The following is a 17,768-nucleotide window of genomic DNA, read 5'->3' as shown; positions in this document are numbered from 1 at the left end:
ATGAACCTGCAGGGCAAGACCGCGGTCATCACCGGCGCCGGTCCCGGGCTCGGCCGCACGCTCGCCGCCCTCCTGGCCCGCGAGGGCGCCGACCTCGTCCTGGCCGCCCGTACCGAGCAGACCCTCGCCGCGATCGCCGGCGAGGTGGAGGCGTGCGGGCGCACCGCGCTCGCCGTCCCCACCGACGTCGGCGAGCCCGCCCAGGTACGCCGCCTGGCCGACACGGTCGCGGCCCGCTTCCCCCGGGTGGACGTCCTGGTCAACGCCGCCTTCCCCGGCTCCCATCGCAAGAACGTCCTGGACATGGACGAGGCGTACCTGGAACGGTGGCGCGCGTCCGTCGAGATCGCCGCGTACGGCACCCTCCTGGCCTGCCGCTACCTCGCGCCGCTCATGACCGCCGGAGGCTCCATCGTCAACATCACCTCGATGTCCAGCCGCACCGGCTACGCGGGCCGCAGCGACTACGCCGCCGGGAAGGCGGCCGTCCACCTGCTCTCGCACTGCCTGGCCGACGAGCTGGGCCCGTCCGGCATCCGCGTCAACTGCGTCGCCCCCGGCTGGATCGCCAGCGACGTCCTGGAGGACTGGATGCGCACCCGGGCCGCCGCCGAAGGCGTCACCTACGAGGACATCCTGGCCCGCGACACCGACGCCATGGCCCTGCGCCGCATCCCCACCGAAGAGGACATCGCCCAAGCCGTCCTCTACCTGGCCTCGGACCGGTCGCGTTCCACCACAGGCGCCACCATCGACGTCAACGGCGGCCAGCTCTTCACGTAAGCCGCCGGGCCCCGCCGCCGCGAGGGCGAAGGCGAACCAGTGCAAATCCACGGTCTACTTAAGGCATATCCGTTTACTTTCGGCTCCTTGGTCAACAAGTCTCACGACCGGCCAGGAGGGCGATCTGTTGATCGAGGAAGATGGACACGCCGGTCGACCACAGTGCGCGCTCAGCATGGAGGCCGACCCCAGATCCGTCCCCACCGCGCGGCAGGTACTGCGGGCGGCGCTCGAAGGGTGGGGTGTTCCCCATCTGGAGGAGGACGCGACCCTGGTCACCTCCGAGCTGGTGGACAACGCGGTGCGGCATTCCCGCAACCTCACGTTCGTGGTGAAGCCCCAGCCCGAGGGTCATGTCGAGCTGGAGGTGTGGGACGACAACCCGGAGCCCCCGGAGGAGCAGGACTCCGACCCCGAATCCCTCGGCGGGCGCGGCCTGATGATCGTCGGCGCGCTGGCGTCCGACTGGGGATGGCGCCCCACCAACAACGGCAAGGTCGTCTGGGCCGTCGTCTGATCAGACGGCGCGCCCCCTCTTGGTCACCTGAGTTCTACGCCTCGGGAGCAGGCGCCGGGGGCTTGGGCGAGATGAACATGGCGGTGGCTTCCACCGTGGTCTTGGAGTCGGGAGTCCGGATCCAGCCGTCGGCCCAGGTCCTGCGGCCTTCCGTGCGGGTCACCCTGCCCTCCACGGTCAGGGGGACGTTCAGGGGGGTCGGTCGCCGGTAACGCAGGTCGAGCGTGGCGGTCATCCCCGGGGTGCCGTTGACGGCCGCCGCCATGCCCAGAAGGTGGTCGAGGATCATCGCGGAGACGCCTCCGTGGACGTAGGACGGCGGGCCCTCGTACACGGCGCTCAGCGTGAACGTGGAACGGACGGTGCCGTTCGGGTCGGCGGTGAACTCGACCGGCGGGGCGATCGGGTTGAGCGCTCCGGTCACCGGGCCGGCCGGCTGGTACGGCATGCCGTCCGGTCCGAGCACCGCGTCCGGCAGTCCGGGCCTGCGGGACGCGGACAGCCGCGCGGTGAGGGCTTCCAGCTCGGCCGAGGCCGCCGCGACCTCGGCGGGCGGAGCGTCGGTGAAGAGGACCGCCTCGGTCAGCTCGCGCACGCGGTCGGCCAGCGCGGAAAGGGCCGCCACCCGCGCGTCGCCCGTTCCCGCGAGAACCGCGCCGGTGTCCTGTTCGGCCATGCCGCCTCCCGTTGATCGGCCGAACTGGATTCTAGAACGGGCGGGCACGTGCCCGATCCGGCGGGGGCGTCAGGTCCAGACGACGGTCTCCAGATCCCCCAGGTCGGTGATCGCCACACGGTCCTCATCGGCCAGGGCGCGCACGACCCGCGCGGCCTCGTCCAAGCTGGCCCAGCGGCCGTACGAGCAGCGCGCGCCCGTGTCGGGGGTCTCCAGCCAGAAGCGCGGGCCGTCGTCCCACATGCCCTGGACCACCCCGCCGGACCGGCCCTGGCAGGTGACGAAGTTGTCGTTGGACGGGACGAGTTCGTACAGCAGGCCCCGGAACGCCTCGAACGACATCGGCACGGGGTCGTCCTCCTGACGACCGCGCGTGTAGTCGCAGTAGGTGACCTGGAGCGGGCCGTCCGAGGCGGGGACGTCGGGCGAGGCGGCCAGGTGGGCGTACCGGCGGCGCCGCCAGGTCAGGGGGAGGTGGATGCGGGAGGTGGTCGCGCCGTCCCACTCGGCGGTCAGGCCGCGCGCGTGGAGGGCGTCCATCACGCGGGCGCCGATCTCGGCGGGGTCGTCGTCGGCGCCGAACGCGCCGTAGGAGAGGAACAGCCCCTCGCCCCGCGCGGCGGCGTCCACGTCCTGGCGGTGGCAGAAGACGTACCCGCGGGCGTACGGGACCGCCAGCCCGGCGATCTCGTTCATGCCGCAGGACTGGCAGCAGGTGAAGTCGGCGCGGGCCACGACGCCGTCCAGGTCGAGGTCGCGGAAGGCGGCGAGGAGCCGTTCGGAGTCGAGCAGGTCGCCGTTCCAGCCGCGCTGCTCCTCCCGGTACGCGGCGAACGCGGCCCGTGCCGCGGCGTCGACGGCGGCCCGGTCCACCTCGCCTTCCAGCAGTTCGAGGGCGTCGGCGACGATGGTCTCGAAGTCGTCCTCGCCGCGCGCCAGCGCGACCAGGACATGCTCGCGGAGCAGGCTGTTCATCGATCCGTCGACCATGCCCGCAGTATCGCGGCCCAGTAGGTGAATCGCGAAACGGCTCCCCTGAAGACGGTGGTCAAAGGCTCAGCGGCTCGCCGCGGGCGAGGCGGACGAGCTCGTCCACCCCGAGGGACCTGCCGCGCCGCCGGTGCTCGGCGAACGGCCCGGCGCCCAGCGCCTCGCGCGTCCGCGCCTCCAGCTCGGCCAGGCCGTTCCCCGGTGTGAGGGCGCTGAGCCGCGGCACCTTCGCCGTGTCCTCGTGCCGGGACGCGGCGCCGAGCAGCAGCGCCCCCTCGGCGTACCGGTGCAGCCGCGTGTACGCCCAGGCGAGCAGCTCGTAGCAGTTGGTCAGCCCGGTCTGGTCGTCCATCCGCCGGAACCGCTCGACGCAGGCCCGCAGTTCCTTGACGCAGCCGTCGGCGTCGCCCAGGCGCATGCGGGCCACCGCCTTCACGTACCCCGCCCAGGAACGCAGCCAGCATTCGGTGGGGGCGTTCCGCAGGAGCCGCAGCGCCTCATCGCATTCGGCGAGCGCCGCGTCGTATTCCTCCAGCCCGACGTACAGGTAGGCGTGCAGGACGTGCAGCAGGACCAGATCCCAGTTCAGGCCGTGCGCGACCAGGATCTGGCGGGCCTCGGTGAAGCAGCGGTGGGCCCGTTCGGCCTCGCCGAGGAACATGGCGGCGGTGCCCAGCGTGCGCAGGGTCCTCGCGTACCCCGGCATGTCGTCGTCGAGCCGCATGATGTGGGCCGCCTCGGCGATCAGCGGCAGCGCCCCGGTCGAGTCGCCCTGGTTGGTGAGCAGGTACGCGCACTGCCACAGGGCCTCGGCCCGTTCCGGGATGGGCTCGGTCACCAGGGACAGGCCGCGTTCGAGCCAGTGCCGCGCCTCGGTGTAGCGGCCCCGGGACAGCCACGTCCCCCACAGCGTCACCGCCAGGCGCAGCCCGGCCACCTCCTGGCCGGGCGTGCTGAAGCAGTACTCCAGAGCCGTGTGGATGTTGCCGCGTTCGGTGTCGACGCGGCGCGCCCAGTGGAGCTGGTCGTCGCTCAGCCACGCCGCCGCGGCGCCCGTGGCCAGCCGCGCGACGCAGTCGTAGTGGCGGGCCATCAGGGGGCCGATGTCCTCGACGGCCTCCAGCCAGACGGCGCCGTACTCGCGGATCGTGTCCAGCATGTCGTACCGGGACGAGGACACCCGCTGCACGACCGACTTCTCCACCAGCCCGCTCAGGCACTCGGCGACGGCGTCCGGGCCGAGCTGCTCGTCGGCGCACACCTCGATCGCCATGGTGAGGTTGAACCCGCCGCTGAAGACCGCCAGCCGCGCCCACAGGAGGCGTTCCAGCGGGGCGCACAGCTCGTGGCTCCAGCCGACGGTGGTGCGCAGCGTCCGGTGACGGACGTCCTCGTCGGCGGCCTCGTCGCCGGGGGCGCTCTCCAGCGTCCAGAACAGCCCGTCGACCTGGCGGACGAGGCGTTCCAGCGGGGTGCTGCGCAGCTGGGCGGCGGCCAGCTCGATCGCCAGCGGGATGCCGTCCAGGCGGTGGCACAGCAGCGCGACGTCGCGCAGGTTCTCGGGGCCGAGCGTGAAGCCGGGGACGGCCTGGGCGGCCCGTTCCGCGAAGAGGGTGAGCGCGTCGCCGCCCGTGAGCGCCTCGCGCTCGCCGCGCAGGGCGCCCGGCGCGGGCAGCGGCAGCGGCGGGACGTGCAGCACGAACTCCTCGCGCGTCCCGAGCGGCTGCCTGCCGGTGACCAGCACCCGCAGCTCCGGGCAGGACGTCACCAGGAACCGGACGAACGAGGCGCAGGCGTCGACCAGGTGCTCGCAGGTGTCGAGGACCAGCAGGAACCGGCGGCCGCCCAGAGCGCCGGCGACACGTTCGGGCGTGGCGGCGGTCGTGCCGTCGTCCAGGCCGAGGGCGCCGACGACGGTGCCGGTCAGCAGCCGTTCCTCGCGGAGGCCGGAAAGCTCCACGAAGCCGATCCCGTCCGGGAACCGCCCGTAGAGCTCGTGCGCGACCCGCAGGGCGATGCGGCTCTTGCCCACGCCGCCGGGACCGGTCAGCGTGACGAGCGGCGACCGTTCGAGGGCGGTGCGCACCGCCTTCAGCTCGTCGTCGCGCCCCACGAAGCCGGTCGGCTCCACGGGAAGCTCTCCCCGGGGCCCTGGCAACCCTCTCGCCCTCCAGCCGGCCGTGCGTGCGTCGCGCGGCGTGCGGTATGCGGCCGCGCGCCGCTGGTCACAGGCTCTCACGAAATCGCGCCCTCGTGCGCGCTTGATCGAACCGGGGACGCGACCGAACGCAAGTGATCCTCGCCTCTCCGCGCACTCGACCAAGCAAATGCTTGGTGTTACGGTTGGGCCCGCGGACCGGCGGAAAGGTGGGACACGGTGAGCGGAGACGGCGGCACGGGAACGACGACGATGCGGGCGGCGCTGCTGCGCGAGTTCGGCAAGCCCCTGGACGTCGCCGAGGTGGAGGTGCAGGACCCGCGCGCGGGCGAGGTGCTGGTCACGGTGGCCGCCTCGGGCATCTGCGGCTCCGACATCAAGGCCATCGACGGCAAGAGCCCCGTCGTCACCCACCTGCCGTGCCTGCTCGGCCACGAGAGCGCCGGCGTGGTCGAGAAGACGGGCCCCGGCGTCACCACCGTCCGGCCCGGCGACCATGTCATCGTCGCGATGAACGGCCCGTGCGGGCACTGCCGCAACTGCGCGCGCTCCCGCCCCCACCTGTGCAGCGGCGCCTCCCGGATGTCGGCGATCATGGGGCTCGCCGCCGACGGCACCACCCGCCTGTCGGCCGGGGACGAGACCGTCCGGCCCTTCATCGGCATCGGCTCGTTCGCCGAGAAGGTCGTGGTGGGCGAGGCGATGTGCGTCAAGGTCGGCACGGACCTGCCGCTCGACCTGCTCGCCCTCACCGCCTGTGGCGTGGTCACCGGGGTCGGCGCGGTGCTCAACACCGCGCGGGTCGAGCCGGGCTCCAGCGTGCTGGTGGTGGGCTGCGGCGGCGTCGGGCTGAACGCCGTCCAGGGCGCGGTGCTGGCCGGCGCCACCACGATCATCGCCGCGGACGTGGTGGACGCCAAGCTGCGGCTCGCCGAGGAGTTCGGCGCCACCCACACGATCCTCGCCGACGACCTCCCCGCGCAGGTGAACGCGATCGTCCGCGGCGGGGTCGACTACGCCTTCGACGTCACCGGCGTCGCCGCGGTGCTCGCCAAGGCGTTCGCCGCCACCCAGCCCGGCGGGACGACCGTGATGGTCGGCAGCCCGTCCGCCGGCGAGGACCTGCGGATCCCGCCGGGGCAGCTCTTCGGCTCCAGGAGGCTGATGGGCACGCAGGGCGGCGACGCCACCCCCGCGCGCGACCTGCCGATGCTGGCCGACCTGTACCGCCGCGGACGGCTGAACCTGGAAGGGCTGGTCAGCGAGCGCATTCCGCTGGACGCGGTGAACGAGGGCGTGGCCCGCGTCCGCTCCGGGGCGGTGGCCCGCTCGGTGATCGTGTTCGGCTGACTCCTGGCGGCCTGCCCGTTTTCGGATAGGTTCCTTCGCGTGAGCGAACAACCTTTCCCTCCGCCAAGTGACGACGGCCTGCCGCCGCCCCACCCGACCCCCTACGGTCAGCCGCCATCCGCACCGCCCCCGCCGGGGTACGGTCAGGCGCCCCCGTACGGCCGGCAGGGGTACGGCGACCAGCAGGGGTACGGGCAGCCGCCGCCCGGATACGGCGCGCCGGGCGGTCAGTCGTACGACCCGCGCTGGGGCTATGGCCCGCCCGGCGTACCCCAGGGCCCGGGGACGCAGGTCACCAGCGAGGAGACCACCTGGGCGCTGATGTCCTACATCGGGACCCTTCTCGCCGGCTTCATCGCGCCGCTGGTCATCTACTTCGTGAAGAGGCGCGAGTCGGCGTTCGTCCGGTTCCACGCGGCCCAGTCGCTGAACTACATGCTCACCATCCTGATCCACGTGCTGGCGGTGTTGCTGGTCGCCGTGCCGCTGGCGATCGGGTTCGACCATCCCGCGTTCCTCATCCTGCTGGTGCCGGTCTACCTGGTGGACGGGCTCGGGCAGTGGGTGTTCCTCATCCTCGGGGCGGTCAAGGCCGGCAAGGGCCAGTACTACCGCTTCCCGACCTTCTTCTGCTTCCGCATGGTCCGCTAGGCCGCGGCCGGGCGCTAGACGAGCCGGTCCGGGTAGGTCCGCGCGTACTCGTCCAGCACCGGAAGCACCTCCTCGCGCCCGCCCGCGGGGACGCGCAGGACGACCTCCTCGATGCCGAGCGAGTCGTAGTAGTCGAGCTTCCGCGGGTTCGGCACGGTGCCGAACGGGACGACGGGGACCATCTCCCGGCCCGCGGCGGCGCACGCCTCGCGCAGGGCGGGCAGCGCGTCCCGGATCCCCGCGCCGCCGATCGGGATCCACCCGTCGCCGTACTCGGCGATGTGCGCGAACAGCGTCGGCCCGGGCGCGCCGCCGAGCAGCACCGGGATCCGCCCCTCGGGCTTGGGCCACGACCAGCACGGCTCGAACGCCACGAACTCCCCGTCGAACGCCGCCTCGTCCTCCGTCCACAGCTCCCGCATGGCCAGGACGTGCTCGCGCACCATGGCGCGCCGCCGCTTCCACGGGACGCCGTGGTCGGCGGCCTCCTCCTCGTTCCACCCGTAGCCGATGCCGAGGACGAACCGGCCGCCCGCGATCCGGTCCAGCGTCGCGATCGCCTTGGCGGTGACGATCGGGTCGCGCTGGGCGGGCAGCGCGATGCCCGTCCCGAGGCGGATCCGCTCGGTGACCACCGCGGCGGCGGCCAGCGCGACCAGCGGATCGGGCGTGCGGGCGTACTCGTCGGGCAGCGTCTCCACGCCGGTCGGCGGCGGCGTCTTCCGGGAGACCGGTATGTGGGTGTGCTCGGGGACGTAGAGCGAGACGAAGCCGCGCTCCTCGGCGGCGACCGCGAGCTCGTGCGCCGGCATCGTCCGGTCGGTCGTGAACAGCGTGACGCCCAAACGCATCCCGCGACACCCCTTTCGTGCAGCGTGCCCGGCCCGCTCCGCGGCAGGCGGGACGCGACCACACTACCTTGAAACCAAGCGATTGCTCGGTACCGCCCCTTGATGTAGCGTGCGCTTGTTCGGAGCCTTCGCTTCGACGGCTCCACGCCGGCCACGGAGGAACGCCATGCCATTCGCCGAGCTAGGGGACGTACGCGTTTTTTATACCGACGACGGTCCGAGCGCAGCGAGGACCGGCGGCGCGGCGGTTGCCGGGGGGTCTGGGGGGTCGTCCCCCCAGGAGCAACAGGACGGTCCGAGCGCAGCGAGGACCGGCGGCGCGGCCGGTGACGGCGGAGTGCCCTTGTTGCTCGTCCATGGGTACGGGGCCGACTCCAACGACTGGGTCTTCCATATCCCCGAGCTGTCGGCCCGGCATCGGGTGATCGCTCCCGACCTGCGCGGGCACGGGTACTCCTCGGCGCCCGAGAGCGGCTACCGCCCCGGCGACTTCGCCGCCGACCTGGTACGGCTGCTGGACCATCTCGGGGTCGACCGGGTGAACGTGATCGGCCACTCCCTCGGCGGCCTGATAGCGAGCGCGCTGGCGGTCGAACACTCCGAGCGGGTCAACGCGCTGGTGTGCGTCGACCCCGGCTACGGGCAGACCCCCGAGGTCGCCGCCGCGTTCCCCGCGATGCTGGAAGGGCTGCGCAGCGGCGACCCGTACACGACGGCGATCGCCAGCGACCAGTGGTGCTACACGCCCGCCTCTCCCCCGTGGCTGAGGGAACTGCACCGGCGCAAGATCCTCGGTACGGCTCCCGCGGCGCTCGTGCAGGCGTTCGCCGGGATGTACGAGGGGGACGAGCAGTTCGGCATCCGCCCCGCCTCGGACGCCTACATCGCCCGCCGCGAGTGCCCGGTGCTGACGCTCTGGTCGGGCGTCCAGGCCGAGTCGGCGGCCTGGGAGCAGGGGCTGTTCAAGCATCCCGCGTCCCGGGCGCTGGTGTGGCCCGGCGGCGGACACCGGCTGCACGCGGAGCGGCCCGCCGAGTTCCTGCTGGTGGTCGGCACCTGGCTGGCGGAACTCGACACTCCCGACAGCACGCTCGCCACCCCCGACGACAAGGAGCAGAACGCGTGAAGTTCGCCATCTTCCTCAACCCGCAGATCCCCGGGTCCGGCTACGCCGCGGAGGAGAACGCCAAGGCCAGAAGGCCCATCGGCCGGGACGTCGAGTCGTACCAGAAGCTGCTGGACGAGGTCCGCGAGATCGCGGTGCACGCCGACCGGCTCGGCTTCGACGCGCTGATGATGACCGAGCACCACTTCCACTCCGAGGGCTTCGAGTTCTCGGTCAACCCGCTGATGTTCCTGACCGACCTGGCCGCCCGCACCGAGCGGATCCTGCTGGCGCCGCTGGGCATCGTCCTGCCCGCCTGGGACCCGATCCGCGCCGCCGAGGACGTGGCGCTGCTCGACCACTTCTCCAAGGGACGGCTGCGGCTGGGCGTCGCCCGCGGCTACCAGAACCGGTGGATGAACGTGCTGGGGCAGCGCTGGCACGCGGCGGCGGCGCGGTCGGACGGCTCGGCGTCCGACAACCGCAACTTCGACGTGTTCGGCGAGGTCCTCAAGATCATGAAGATGGCCTGGTCGGAGGACACGCTGCGCTACAAGAGCGACGTGCTCGACTACGAGGTGCCCGCGCCCTACAGCGGTATCGAGGGCTGGCCGGCGGCGGAGTGGACGCGCACGTTCGGCGCGCCCGGGGAGATCGACGACCAGGGCGTGATCCGGTCGGTGTCGGTGTGCCCGAAGCCGTACCAGAACCCGCACCCGGAGCTGTGGCAGCCGTTCACCGTGTCGGACCGGTCGGTGATCAAGGCGGCGCAGGAGGGCATCATGCCCTGGCTGTTCACCCCCAACCCGGACGACCACGCCGCCAAGGCCAAGCTCTACCAGGAGGAGAGCGCCCGCCAGGGCCGCCACTACAAGCTGGGCGAGCACACCGGCATCCTGAAGATCATCGGCATGGCGGACTCCCGCGAGGAGGCCCTGGCCACGTACGGCAAGGGCATGCAGAAGGACTTCAGCGCGTTCTTCGGCCCGTTCGGCTACCTGGAGGTGCTGCGCACCCAGGAGGACGAGAGCCACAAGCCCATCTCGCCCCAGAAGGGCAACTTCCAGCGCATGCACGAGGTCGAGATGGCGCTGCTGGGCACGCCGGACGACGTCAAGCGCGGCATCCAGCGGATGCTGGACCGGATGCCCGACCTGGAGTGGTTCGGCCTGTTCATGCAGGGCCAGCAGGGCGTGCTGCCGCTGGACACGGTCAAGCGCAACCTGGAGATCTTCGCCACCAAGGTCATCCCCGAGTTCCACGGCTGAGAGGGCACGCGCTATGGAGTTCTGGCTCAGCGCCGCGTTCGTCGACACCGGCGAGTACGTGGAGCTCGCGAAGGCCGCCGACCGGCTCGGCTTCTCGACGGTCGCGGTGTCGGACCACATCTTCTACGCCGACTACGAGGCCCGGTACCCGTACACCGAGTCGGGCGCGCCGCCGTACGACCCGGACACGCACTGGCCGGACGTGTGGGTGACGATCGGGGCGATGGCGGCGGTGACCGAACGGGTGCGGTTCGCCACCAACGTCTACATCGCCCCGGCCAGGGACCTGTTCACCAGCGCCAAGGCCATCTCGACCGCCGCCGCCCTGTCCGGCGACCGGGTGATCGCCGGGCTCGGCGCGGGCTGGTGCAAGGACGAGTTCCTCCAGACCGGGCAGGACTTCCACACCCGGGGCAGGCGGCTGGACGAGCTGATCCCGGCGCTGCGCGAGCTGTGGAAGGGCGGGATGGTCGAGCACCACGGCACGTACTACGACCACGGGCCGCTGAGGATCATGCCCGTTCCCGGCGAGCCCGTCCCGATCTTCATCGGCGGTGACAGCGACGCGGCGCTGCGCCGTACCGCCCGGCTCGGGGACGGCTGGGTCGGCAACCGCTTCTACAGCGAGGAGCAACTGGAGGACCTGCTGGTGAGGATGGAGGGCTTCCTCGCCGAGGAGGGCCGTACGCTGGACGACGTGGACGTGATCGCCCCGCTCGCGATGCCGCCCAGCGCCGACCTCTACCGCAAATGGGAGGACCGGGGCGTGCGGGGCATGATGGCGATGCCCTGGTGGACGCCCACCCCCGAGATCAAGGCCGCCAACTCCGGCAACCCGCTCGGCCTGAAGATCGCCACGATGGAGCGGTACGCCGAGGAGATCATCGCCAAGATGTGATCGGTCACCGGATCCGGGCGACCGCGCGGACCGGCGCGCCGTCCCCGTCCAGCCTGATCGGGAACAGCGACACCTCGATCGCCCGGCCTTCGGCCTGGGCCGCCGGCAGGCGGTCCAGGCCGGTCAGGTTCTCGGCGATCACCGCGTGCGCCCCGCACAGGACGCGGTGGACGTCCAGCGTGAGGCCGCCGGGGTCGTCCTGCGGCGGTGTGCGGTCCACGCTGAGCGCGTCGATGCCGACGGTGCGCACCCCCGCCGCGACGATCGCCTCGGCCAGCTCCACGGACGGGTAGGGATGCGCGAGATACCCGTCCTCGCCCCAGTACCGCGACCATCCCGTGGCGATCAGCAGGACCACGCCGGGCTCCAGCCCCTCGGGCAGCGCCTCCGGGCCGATGGCGGTACGCGGGGCGAGGCCGCGGGCGTCCAGCACCACGGCACGCCCCGTGAAACGCTCCAGCGGAAGCCGTTCGAGACCGGGCAGCGAATCGTCGATGTGGTAGGGCGCGTCCACGTGCGTGCCCGACTGGGATCCCAGGTGGAGCCGCCGCACGTTCACCCCGGAATCGGCGACGGTCAGCGCGGGCGTCACCACCACGGACGGGTCGCCCGGGTACACCGGCATGCCGGAGACGATCGGCACCGACAGGTCCACCAGCTCACCGGGCATGCCCGTCATTATCCCGCCGCCGACGGGCGTGACACGGGCACCCGATAGCGTAAAAGCGTGCTGCCGCTTGTGACCGCCACCCGGTACGTGACGCCGCTACGCGAGGGCGGGTCGCTGCCGGGGATCGTCGAGGCCGACGACCTCGGGACCTATGTGATGAAGTTCCACGGCGCCGGGCAGGGCCGCAAGGCCCTGATCGCCGAGGTGCTGGCCGGTGAGCTGGGACGGCGGCTCGGGTTCCGCGTGCCCGATCAGGTGATCATGGAGCTGGATCCGGTGATCGGGCGGCACGAGCCGGACCCGGACGTGCAGGACCTGCTCAAGGCCAGCGCCGGCTGGAACCTGGGCATCGACTTCCTGCCCGGCTCCCTGGGCTTCGACCCGCTCGGCTGGCGTCCCGATCCCGAGTTCGCGTCGCGGGTGCTGTGGTTCGACGCGTTCATCGGGAACGTCGACCGGAGCTGGCGCAACCCCAACATGCTGGTCTGGCACGGCGACGTGTGGCTGATCGACCACGGGGCCAGCCTGTACTTCCACCACGCCTGGGCCAACGCGGCGCGGCTGTTCTCCGGCCCGTACGACGTGGACGACCATGTGCTCACGCCGTGGGCGAAGAAGCTGGCCGACGCGGAGGCCGAGCTGCTCCCCAAGATCACCGAAGAGCTGCTGCGGGAGGTGGTGCGGCTCGTCCCGGACCGCTGGCTGGAGAGCGAATCCGGCTTCGACGGCCCCGATGCCGTACGGGACGCCTACGCCGCCCTGCTCGCGGAACGGGCGAGCAAACCCCGCGACTGGCTGCCCGAGCTGTCGCTCGGCGACAGGCGCCCGCCGCTGGGAGGCTCGGACACCTCCAGGCGTCCCCGCGCGAACCGTCCCGACTGGCTGGAAGGTCCCGCATGACCGCCGCGCAGAAGGACCGGCACGTCTTCGAGTACGCGGCGCTGCGGGTGGTGCCCCGGGTGGAGCGGGGCGAGGCGATGAACGTGGGCGTCGTCGTCTACTGCCAGGCGCTGGACTTCCTGGGATGCCGGTCGCATGTGGACGAGTCGCGGCTGCTGGCGCTCGACCCCGCGCTGGACCTGGACGGCGTGAGGTCCGCGCTGCGCGCGGTGGACGCGCTGTGCTGCGGAGGCGAACAGGCCGGGCAGGCGGCCGGGGAGCCGCAGGGCAGCCGGTTCCGCTGGCTGACCGCGCCGCGCAGCACGATCGTCCAGCCGGGGCCCGTCCACGCGGGCCTCACCCCGGACCCGAAGGCCGAGCTGGACCGCCTGCTGGGCCTGCTCGTCACCTGAGCGTCAAGGGCATGGCAAGGGTCAGAAGAGCACCGACATGAACGTGTCGACCTCAGAGAAGCCGACGCGGCGGTAGGCGGCGCGCGCCCGCGTGTTGAAGTCGTTGACGTACAGGGACACCGTGGGCGCGATCGAACTCAGCGCCTTCTCCACCAGGGCCGCCATACCGTGCACCGAAAGGCCGTGGCCGCGCAGGTCGGGCGGCACCCAGACCCCCTGCACCTGGCACGCGTACGGGGTCACGGCCCCCACCTCGGCCTTGAACATGACACGGCCGTCCTCGATACGCGCGTAGGCGCGTCCCGCCCTGATGAGCTCGGCCACGCGCGCCCTGTAGAGGACGCCGCCATCCCCGGAAATCGGGGAGACGCCGACCTCCTCGGTGAACATCGCCACGCACGCGGGGTAGACGATGTCGAACTCGTCCATCCGCACCTGCCGCACCCGTTCGTCGGCCGCGACCGGCGGGACGGTGGACGTCGCCATCACCGGCTGGGAATGGCGGATCACCCTGGGCGGCCCCCAGTAAGGGGCCAGCAATTCCCATAGCTCGCTCACGGCGTCGGCGGCGCCGACGATGGACGAGCACCGCCTCCCCTGTGCTCGGGCACGTTCCGCGAACGCCCGCAGGGCGTCGGACGTGGCGGCCACAGGGACGAGGTTCGCCCCCGAATAGCAGAGGGACGTCAGGTGACCGTCCCTCATGTAGCCCCACATCTGGGCGCCCAGCCGCTGCGGGTCCAGACCCGCCGAATGGACCCGCGAGCTGACGAACACGTTGGAAACCGGGTCGGCGTCGAGAATGGCCAGGGCCTCGGCCCGGTAACGGTCGTCCAGGACCCGTACCGGCAAGGACCCCAGCATGCGCATGGCTACCGGCCCCCCTCAGGGAGGAGCGACCTGGTGAAGGTCACCACTTTCAGCACCACATCATTAAGCCTATGACGTCCCCCTCCAGGACGTACCTGCAGGTTCCCATACCCGCTAGCGCGCCTTCTTCGCGGCCTTGGGCTTGGGCGGTGCGCCCGCCGCGCAGACCGCATCCGGCCCTGGGCGGGACTGGGGCAGCACACCGTCCCGTAGGTACGCGATGACGGCCCCGTCGAGGCACTTGTCGCCCCTAACCGAGATGCCGTGGTTCCCGCCGCCGTCCTGGACGATCAGCCGCGAGGTCGGGAACAGGCGGTGGGTCTCCACCGCGCCCGAGTACGGCGTGGCCGCGTCCTCGGTGCTCTGGATCAGCAGCATCGGGGGCGTCCGCAGGGTTCCCCCGATCCGAGGCGGCGGTCCGCCGGGCACGCCCCAGAACGCGCAGGGTGCGTTGTACCAGGCGTTGCCCCAGGTCTCGAAGCGGTACCCCGAGCGGTACAGGCGCCAGTTGTCCGCATGCCAGACAGCCCACCGGCGCGGCCAGGCCGCGTCGCGGCACTGGACGGCGCTGTAGACGCTGTAGTTGTTGAGATCCACCCACTCGGGTGGACGGAACGCCTTCAGCAGGGGACGCGGGTCCTTCCTGACGGCGAACGCGGAGAGCGCGTGGGCATGGGACGGCCAAAGCTGGTCGATGTAGCCGTCGGTGAGGATCATGTCGTCCAGTTCCGTCGGCCCCAGCTTGCCCTTCAGCGGCCTGGCCTTGAGCGCCGCCCTGACCCTCGCGTACGCGGACGCCACGGCCTCACCGGACCTGCCCAGCCGGTACGTCGCGTGGTGCCGGGCGATCCAGCGGTAGAAGGCATGGATGCGTTTCTCGAAGGCCACGTTCTGGTCAAGGTTGTTGGCGTACCAGACACCACTGGGCCGCACCACGCTGTCGAGCACCATCCGCCGGACCCGCTCCGGGTAGGCGGTGGCGTACGCGGCACCCAGGTAGGTGCCGTACGAGTAACCGAAGTAATTGATCCGCTGCTCGCCCAGGGCGGCGCGTATGGCGTCCAGGTCACGCACCCAGTCCCGCGTGCCCATGTGCGGCAGCACCTTGCCGTACTTGGCCATGCAGTCGTCCGCGTAGGCACGCGCCTTCCTCAGCCAGGCTTGCTCCTCGGCCGCGTTGGCGGGGATGGCGTCAGGCTTGGCGTGCCCGGGGTTCTGGTACTTGGGGTCGCACATCAAGGACGGCTTGCTCGCCCCCACGCCACGCGGGTCGTACCCGATCCAGTCGTAGCTCCCCGTAACGTCCTTGGGCAGCATTTGCGTGAAGATCGCGGGCATGTCGCGTCCTTGGGCGCCTGGGCCGCCACGGTTGAGCAGCACCACGCCCTGTGAATGAGGCGCGGTGTGCCTGGCCCTGGTCAGCGCCAGCGTCACCTTTTCGCCATCAGGCCGGGCGTAGTCGAGCGGCACCCGTAGCGTGCCGCATTCCAGCCCTTTGAGAGCCGACCCCGCGAGCGGGTCGTTCTTGGGGCAAGGCTTCCAGTCGATCTTCTGCGCGATAGGCGCCGCACCGGCGGGCCCCGGGAGCATTCCCAGGGCGGTGGTCAAGGTAAGCGCCCCTGCGGTCACAAGCTTCGTTCGGACGTTCTGCACCCCGGTTTTCTACCGGGCAACCCCCGCCCTAGCCGCGCAACCGCATAAGCAGCGATTCCTGCTCACACGGCCCTCAACGCCAGCGAAACGCCGGAGGAACAAGCCACGGCGGGCCGCCGTATGCAGCGGCGCGGGCTGCGTACGGACGGCCCGCCGTGGGGCATGAGGACCGGCTACGGACGGCCGATGACGACGTCCTTACCCTTGCCCGGCCCAGCCGACCGCAGGGTGCTCGCGGTCGGGTCCGGGTCGTTCAAGGCCGGCACCGCGTCACAGGAAACGTCCGCGCCCTGCCCCGGCTTGCGCCGCGGCAGCGTCCCGTCGAACAGGTAGGCGGCGACCTTGCCGTCCACGCAGGCGTTGCCGTTCAGCGTGTTCGCGTGCGTCTTGCCGCCCACCTCGGCCACCAACGTCGCGGACGGGAACAGCTTGCGCATCTGCGGGCCGCCCGGGTACGGGGTGGCCGCGTCCAGCGTGCTCTGCACCAGCAGGATCGGCGGGGCCGCCTTGCGCTTGTCACCGATCGGGAACGCCTTGCCCGCGTCCGCGCCCCAGAAGTGGATCGGGGCGTTGAACCAGGTGTTGGACCAAGTGCTGAACCGGATGCCCTTCTTGTACTGGCGGGCCGCGTCGTTGTGCCAGGTCTTCCACTTCGACGGCCACGGCGCGTCCACCGCCTGAACGGCCAGGTACATGGCGAAGGAGTTGTCACCGCCGCCCTCGGCCACCCAGTCCAGCAGCGGAGCCGGGTCCTTCCTGGTGACCCACGCCGACAGCGCCTCGGCGAACGGGATGTAGAACCCCGTGTGGTACCCGGCGGTGAGCACGATGTCGTCCAGCTCGGACGGGCCGATCTTGCCGCCGATCGGGCTCTTCTCCGCCGCGGCGCGCACCTTGTAGTAGTTCGCCTCCACGGCCGCCTCGGTCTTGCCCAGCCCGTAGAGCGAGTGGTACTTGGCGATCCAGGCCCACCACAGCTTCATGTTGCGCTCGAACGCCTCGTTCTGGCGAAGCTGCCCCTCATACCAGACGTTGCGGGAGTCGACATTGCCGTCCCACACCATCCGCTTGACGTTCTTGGGGAACATCGAGGCGTAGGTGGCCCCAAGGTAGGTGCCGTAGGAGAAGCCGTAGTAACTGATCTGCGGGACACCCAAAGCCTTGCGGATCGAGTCGAGGTCCCTGGCCGAGTTGGTGGTGCGCATGTGCGGCAACATCCACCCGTACTTCTTCGCGCACGCGTCCGCGTACTGCTTCGAACGGGCCAGCCAGGCCGCCTCTTCACGCGCGTTCGCGGGAACATAGTCCGGCCGCGTCGGGTCGTTGTAGTCCGGAACGCAGCTGACGGCGGGCTTGCTCGACTCCACGCCACGCGGATCGAAGCCGATGACGTCGTACCGGGCCGCGACCTCCGGCGGCAGCCACGAGGCCAGCCCACCGGACAGGTACAAGCCGCTCGCCCCCGGCCCGCCCGGGTTCCCGATCAGAACCCCCTGGTAGTTGGCCGTGTCGGTGGCCTTCACCCGGGAAACCGCCAGCGAGATCTTGCGTCCGCCCGGCTTACCGTAATCCAGCGGCACCTCCACCTGGCCGCACTCCGCGTTCTCCAGGTACTGACCACCGGTCACATCGGTGGGACACGCACCCCACACGATCTTCGGCTTGGCCGTCGCCGGCGCCACCTCCGCGGACACGGCGGCACCCGTACCACCGATCCCCACGGCCGCGGCCACCGCGACGAGTAGGAGCCTTTTCACGAACCCCTCCAGTCACCGGCACGGCACGCCATGCCACGAGCTGTCCAGGGGTCGCCGGACGCACGGGAGGACGGAAGCCGATCCGGTATGTGCGATAGATGCGAACGGAGGAGATTGTCGCGCTACATCCCATTTGACGGCAGCATCGAGGATCAGTGGATGCACAATCGTTGTGGGCGCTGTTTTTTATTGCAAGCGCAAGCTGCGCTCCTCGCCTGGCGGCTCGTCGCTTGTCGCGCCTGCGGCGATCGCTGCATCGCTCCGACTCGCCCAGGGGCT

Annotated in this window: 17 protein-coding genes; 9 read left to right on the top strand and 8 right to left on the bottom strand. The window is 71.2% G+C overall.

All coding sequences use genetic code 11. From position 1 onward, the window contains the following. On the top strand, nt 1-783 hold the full coding sequence (locus tag ACGWYJ_RS34010) for an SDR family oxidoreductase (protein WP_395110674.1): 783 nt from the start codon (nt 1-3) through the stop codon (nt 781-783). 127 nt (nt 784-910) lie between these two features. Then, nucleotides 911-1,300, top strand: coding sequence for an ATP-binding protein (locus ACGWYJ_RS34005; RefSeq protein WP_395110673.1), 390 nt, complete (start codon nt 911-913; stop codon nt 1,298-1,300). Between the two features lie 34 nt (nt 1,301-1,334). Here the strand turns inward: ACGWYJ_RS34005 and ACGWYJ_RS34000 are convergent, their stop codons facing one another. The 3 genes from ACGWYJ_RS34000 to ACGWYJ_RS33990 form a co-directional block, all read right to left on the bottom strand. Then, a complete protein-coding gene (locus ACGWYJ_RS34000; protein WP_395110672.1) occupies nt 1,335-1,976 on the bottom strand; it encodes a PaaI family thioesterase in 642 nt (213 codons plus the stop codon). A gap of 69 nt (nt 1,977-2,045) precedes the next feature. Beyond that, on the bottom strand, nt 2,046-2,966 hold the full coding sequence (locus tag ACGWYJ_RS33995; protein WP_395110671.1) for a DUF6891 domain-containing protein: 921 nt from the start codon (nt 2,964-2,966) through the stop codon (nt 2,046-2,048). Between the two features lie 58 nt (nt 2,967-3,024). Further along, nucleotides 3,025-5,097, bottom strand: coding sequence for an ATP-binding protein (locus ACGWYJ_RS33990; protein ID WP_395110670.1), 2,073 nt, complete (start codon nt 5,095-5,097; stop codon nt 3,025-3,027). A 279-nt stretch (nt 5,098-5,376) separates the two neighbouring features. Between ACGWYJ_RS33990 and ACGWYJ_RS33985 the strand changes: the two genes are divergently transcribed. Both ACGWYJ_RS33985 and ACGWYJ_RS33980 read left to right on the top strand, forming a co-directional pair. After that, the gene (locus ACGWYJ_RS33985) at nt 5,377-6,474 is read left to right on the top strand and encodes a zinc-binding dehydrogenase (RefSeq protein WP_395110688.1); all 1,098 of its coding nucleotides are present in this window, start codon (nt 5,377-5,379) and stop codon (nt 6,472-6,474) included. 39 nt (nt 6,475-6,513) lie between these two features. After that, a complete protein-coding gene (locus tag ACGWYJ_RS33980) occupies nt 6,514-7,125 on the top strand; it encodes a DUF4870 domain-containing protein (protein WP_395110669.1) in 612 nt (203 codons plus the stop codon). A gap of 14 nt (nt 7,126-7,139) precedes the next feature. Here the strand turns inward: ACGWYJ_RS33980 and ACGWYJ_RS33975 are convergent, their stop codons facing one another. Further along, entirely contained in the window at nt 7,140-7,976 is an 837-nt protein-coding gene (locus tag ACGWYJ_RS33975; protein WP_395110668.1) for a TIGR03619 family F420-dependent LLM class oxidoreductase, read from the bottom strand. A 337-nt stretch (nt 7,977-8,313) separates the two neighbouring features. Between ACGWYJ_RS33975 and ACGWYJ_RS33970 the strand changes: the two genes are divergently transcribed. Genes ACGWYJ_RS33970 through ACGWYJ_RS33960 form a run of 3 tightly spaced genes read left to right on the top strand, consistent with a single transcriptional unit; the run spans nt 8,314 to nt 11,247 of the window. Beyond that, on the top strand, nt 8,314-9,102 hold the full coding sequence (locus ACGWYJ_RS33970) for an alpha/beta fold hydrolase (RefSeq protein ID WP_395110667.1): 789 nt from the start codon (nt 8,314-8,316) through the stop codon (nt 9,100-9,102). Next, nucleotides 9,099-10,349, top strand: a complete 1,251-nt coding sequence (locus ACGWYJ_RS33965) for an LLM class flavin-dependent oxidoreductase (RefSeq protein ID WP_395110666.1) — start codon at nt 9,099-9,101, stop codon at nt 10,347-10,349. The genes ACGWYJ_RS33970 and ACGWYJ_RS33965 overlap by 4 nt, the downstream gene beginning before the upstream one ends. Before the next feature lie 13 nt (nt 10,350-10,362). After that, complete coding sequence (locus ACGWYJ_RS33960; RefSeq protein ID WP_395110665.1) at nt 10,363-11,247, top strand: TIGR03619 family F420-dependent LLM class oxidoreductase; 885 nt, start codon at nt 10,363-10,365, stop codon at nt 11,245-11,247. Between the two features lie 4 nt (nt 11,248-11,251). On the opposite strand, the gene ACGWYJ_RS33955 is transcribed toward ACGWYJ_RS33960, so the two are convergent. Then, nucleotides 11,252-11,917: a cyclase family protein gene (locus ACGWYJ_RS33955; protein ID WP_395110664.1), complete on the bottom strand. Its 666-nt coding sequence runs from the start codon at nt 11,915-11,917 to the stop codon at nt 11,252-11,254. Between the two features lie 57 nt (nt 11,918-11,974). On the opposite strand from ACGWYJ_RS33955, the gene ACGWYJ_RS33950 reads away from it, so the two are divergent. Further along, complete coding sequence (locus ACGWYJ_RS33950; protein WP_395110663.1) at nt 11,975-12,817, top strand: HipA family kinase; 843 nt, start codon at nt 11,975-11,977, stop codon at nt 12,815-12,817. Beyond that, entirely contained in the window at nt 12,814-13,209 is a 396-nt protein-coding gene (locus ACGWYJ_RS33945) for a DUF3037 domain-containing protein (RefSeq protein ID WP_395110662.1), read from the top strand. The genes ACGWYJ_RS33950 and ACGWYJ_RS33945 overlap by 4 nt, the downstream gene beginning before the upstream one ends. 21 nt (nt 13,210-13,230) lie before the next feature. On the opposite strand, the gene ACGWYJ_RS33940 is transcribed toward ACGWYJ_RS33945, so the two are convergent. The 3 genes from ACGWYJ_RS33940 to ACGWYJ_RS33930 form a co-directional block, all read right to left on the bottom strand. Beyond that, nucleotides 13,231-14,073 (bottom strand): GNAT family N-acetyltransferase, encoded by an 843-nt coding sequence (locus ACGWYJ_RS33940; RefSeq protein ID WP_395110687.1) that lies wholly within the window; start codon nt 14,071-14,073, stop codon nt 13,231-13,233. A gap of 120 nt (nt 14,074-14,193) precedes the next feature. After that, a complete protein-coding gene (locus ACGWYJ_RS33935; protein ID WP_395110661.1) occupies nt 14,194-15,687 on the bottom strand; it encodes an alpha/beta hydrolase in 1,494 nt (497 codons plus the stop codon). A gap of 218 nt (nt 15,688-15,905) precedes the next feature. Continuing rightward, nucleotides 15,906-17,489, bottom strand: coding sequence for an alpha/beta hydrolase (locus ACGWYJ_RS33930; RefSeq protein ID WP_395110660.1), 1,584 nt, complete (start codon nt 17,487-17,489; stop codon nt 15,906-15,908). Nucleotides 17,490-17,768: the final 279 nt, after the last annotated feature.

This window comes from Actinomadura sp. SCN-SB, from assembly GCF_043906805.1.
GTDB lineage: Bacteria > Actinomycetota > Actinomycetes > Streptosporangiales > Streptosporangiaceae > Spirillospora.
Note: the sequence above shows the minus strand (reverse complement) of the source record. Positions and strands in the feature narration are given on the sequence as shown.

What these genes read in the sequence shown, in the direction of transcription:
- ACGWYJ_RS33985 (WP_395110688.1), top strand. Translation starts at nt 5,377, where the DNA reads ATGCGGGCGGCGCTGCTGCGCGAGTTCGGCAAGCCCCTGGACGTCGCC.
- ACGWYJ_RS33975 (WP_395110668.1), bottom strand. Translation starts at nt 7,976, where the DNA reads ATGCGTTTGGGCGTCACGCTGTTCACGACCGACCGGACGATGCCGGCG.
- ACGWYJ_RS34000 (WP_395110672.1), bottom strand. Translation starts at nt 1,976, where the DNA reads ATGGCCGAACAGGACACCGGCGCGGTTCTCGCGGGAACGGGCGACGCG.
- ACGWYJ_RS33995 (WP_395110671.1), bottom strand. Translation starts at nt 2,966, where the DNA reads ATGGTCGACGGATCGATGAACAGCCTGCTCCGCGAGCATGTCCTGGTC.
- ACGWYJ_RS33940 (WP_395110687.1), bottom strand. Translation starts at nt 14,073, where the DNA reads ATGCTGGGGTCCTTGCCGGTACGGGTCCTGGACGACCGTTACCGGGCC.
- ACGWYJ_RS33960 (WP_395110665.1), top strand. Translation starts at nt 10,363, where the DNA reads ATGGAGTTCTGGCTCAGCGCCGCGTTCGTCGACACCGGCGAGTACGTG.
- ACGWYJ_RS33945 (WP_395110662.1), top strand. Translation starts at nt 12,814, where the DNA reads ATGACCGCCGCGCAGAAGGACCGGCACGTCTTCGAGTACGCGGCGCTG.
- ACGWYJ_RS33955 (WP_395110664.1), bottom strand. Translation starts at nt 11,917, where the DNA reads ATGCCCGGTGAGCTGGTGGACCTGTCGGTGCCGATCGTCTCCGGCATG.
- ACGWYJ_RS34010 (WP_395110674.1), top strand. Translation starts at nt 1, where the DNA reads ATGAACCTGCAGGGCAAGACCGCGGTCATCACCGGCGCCGGTCCCGGG.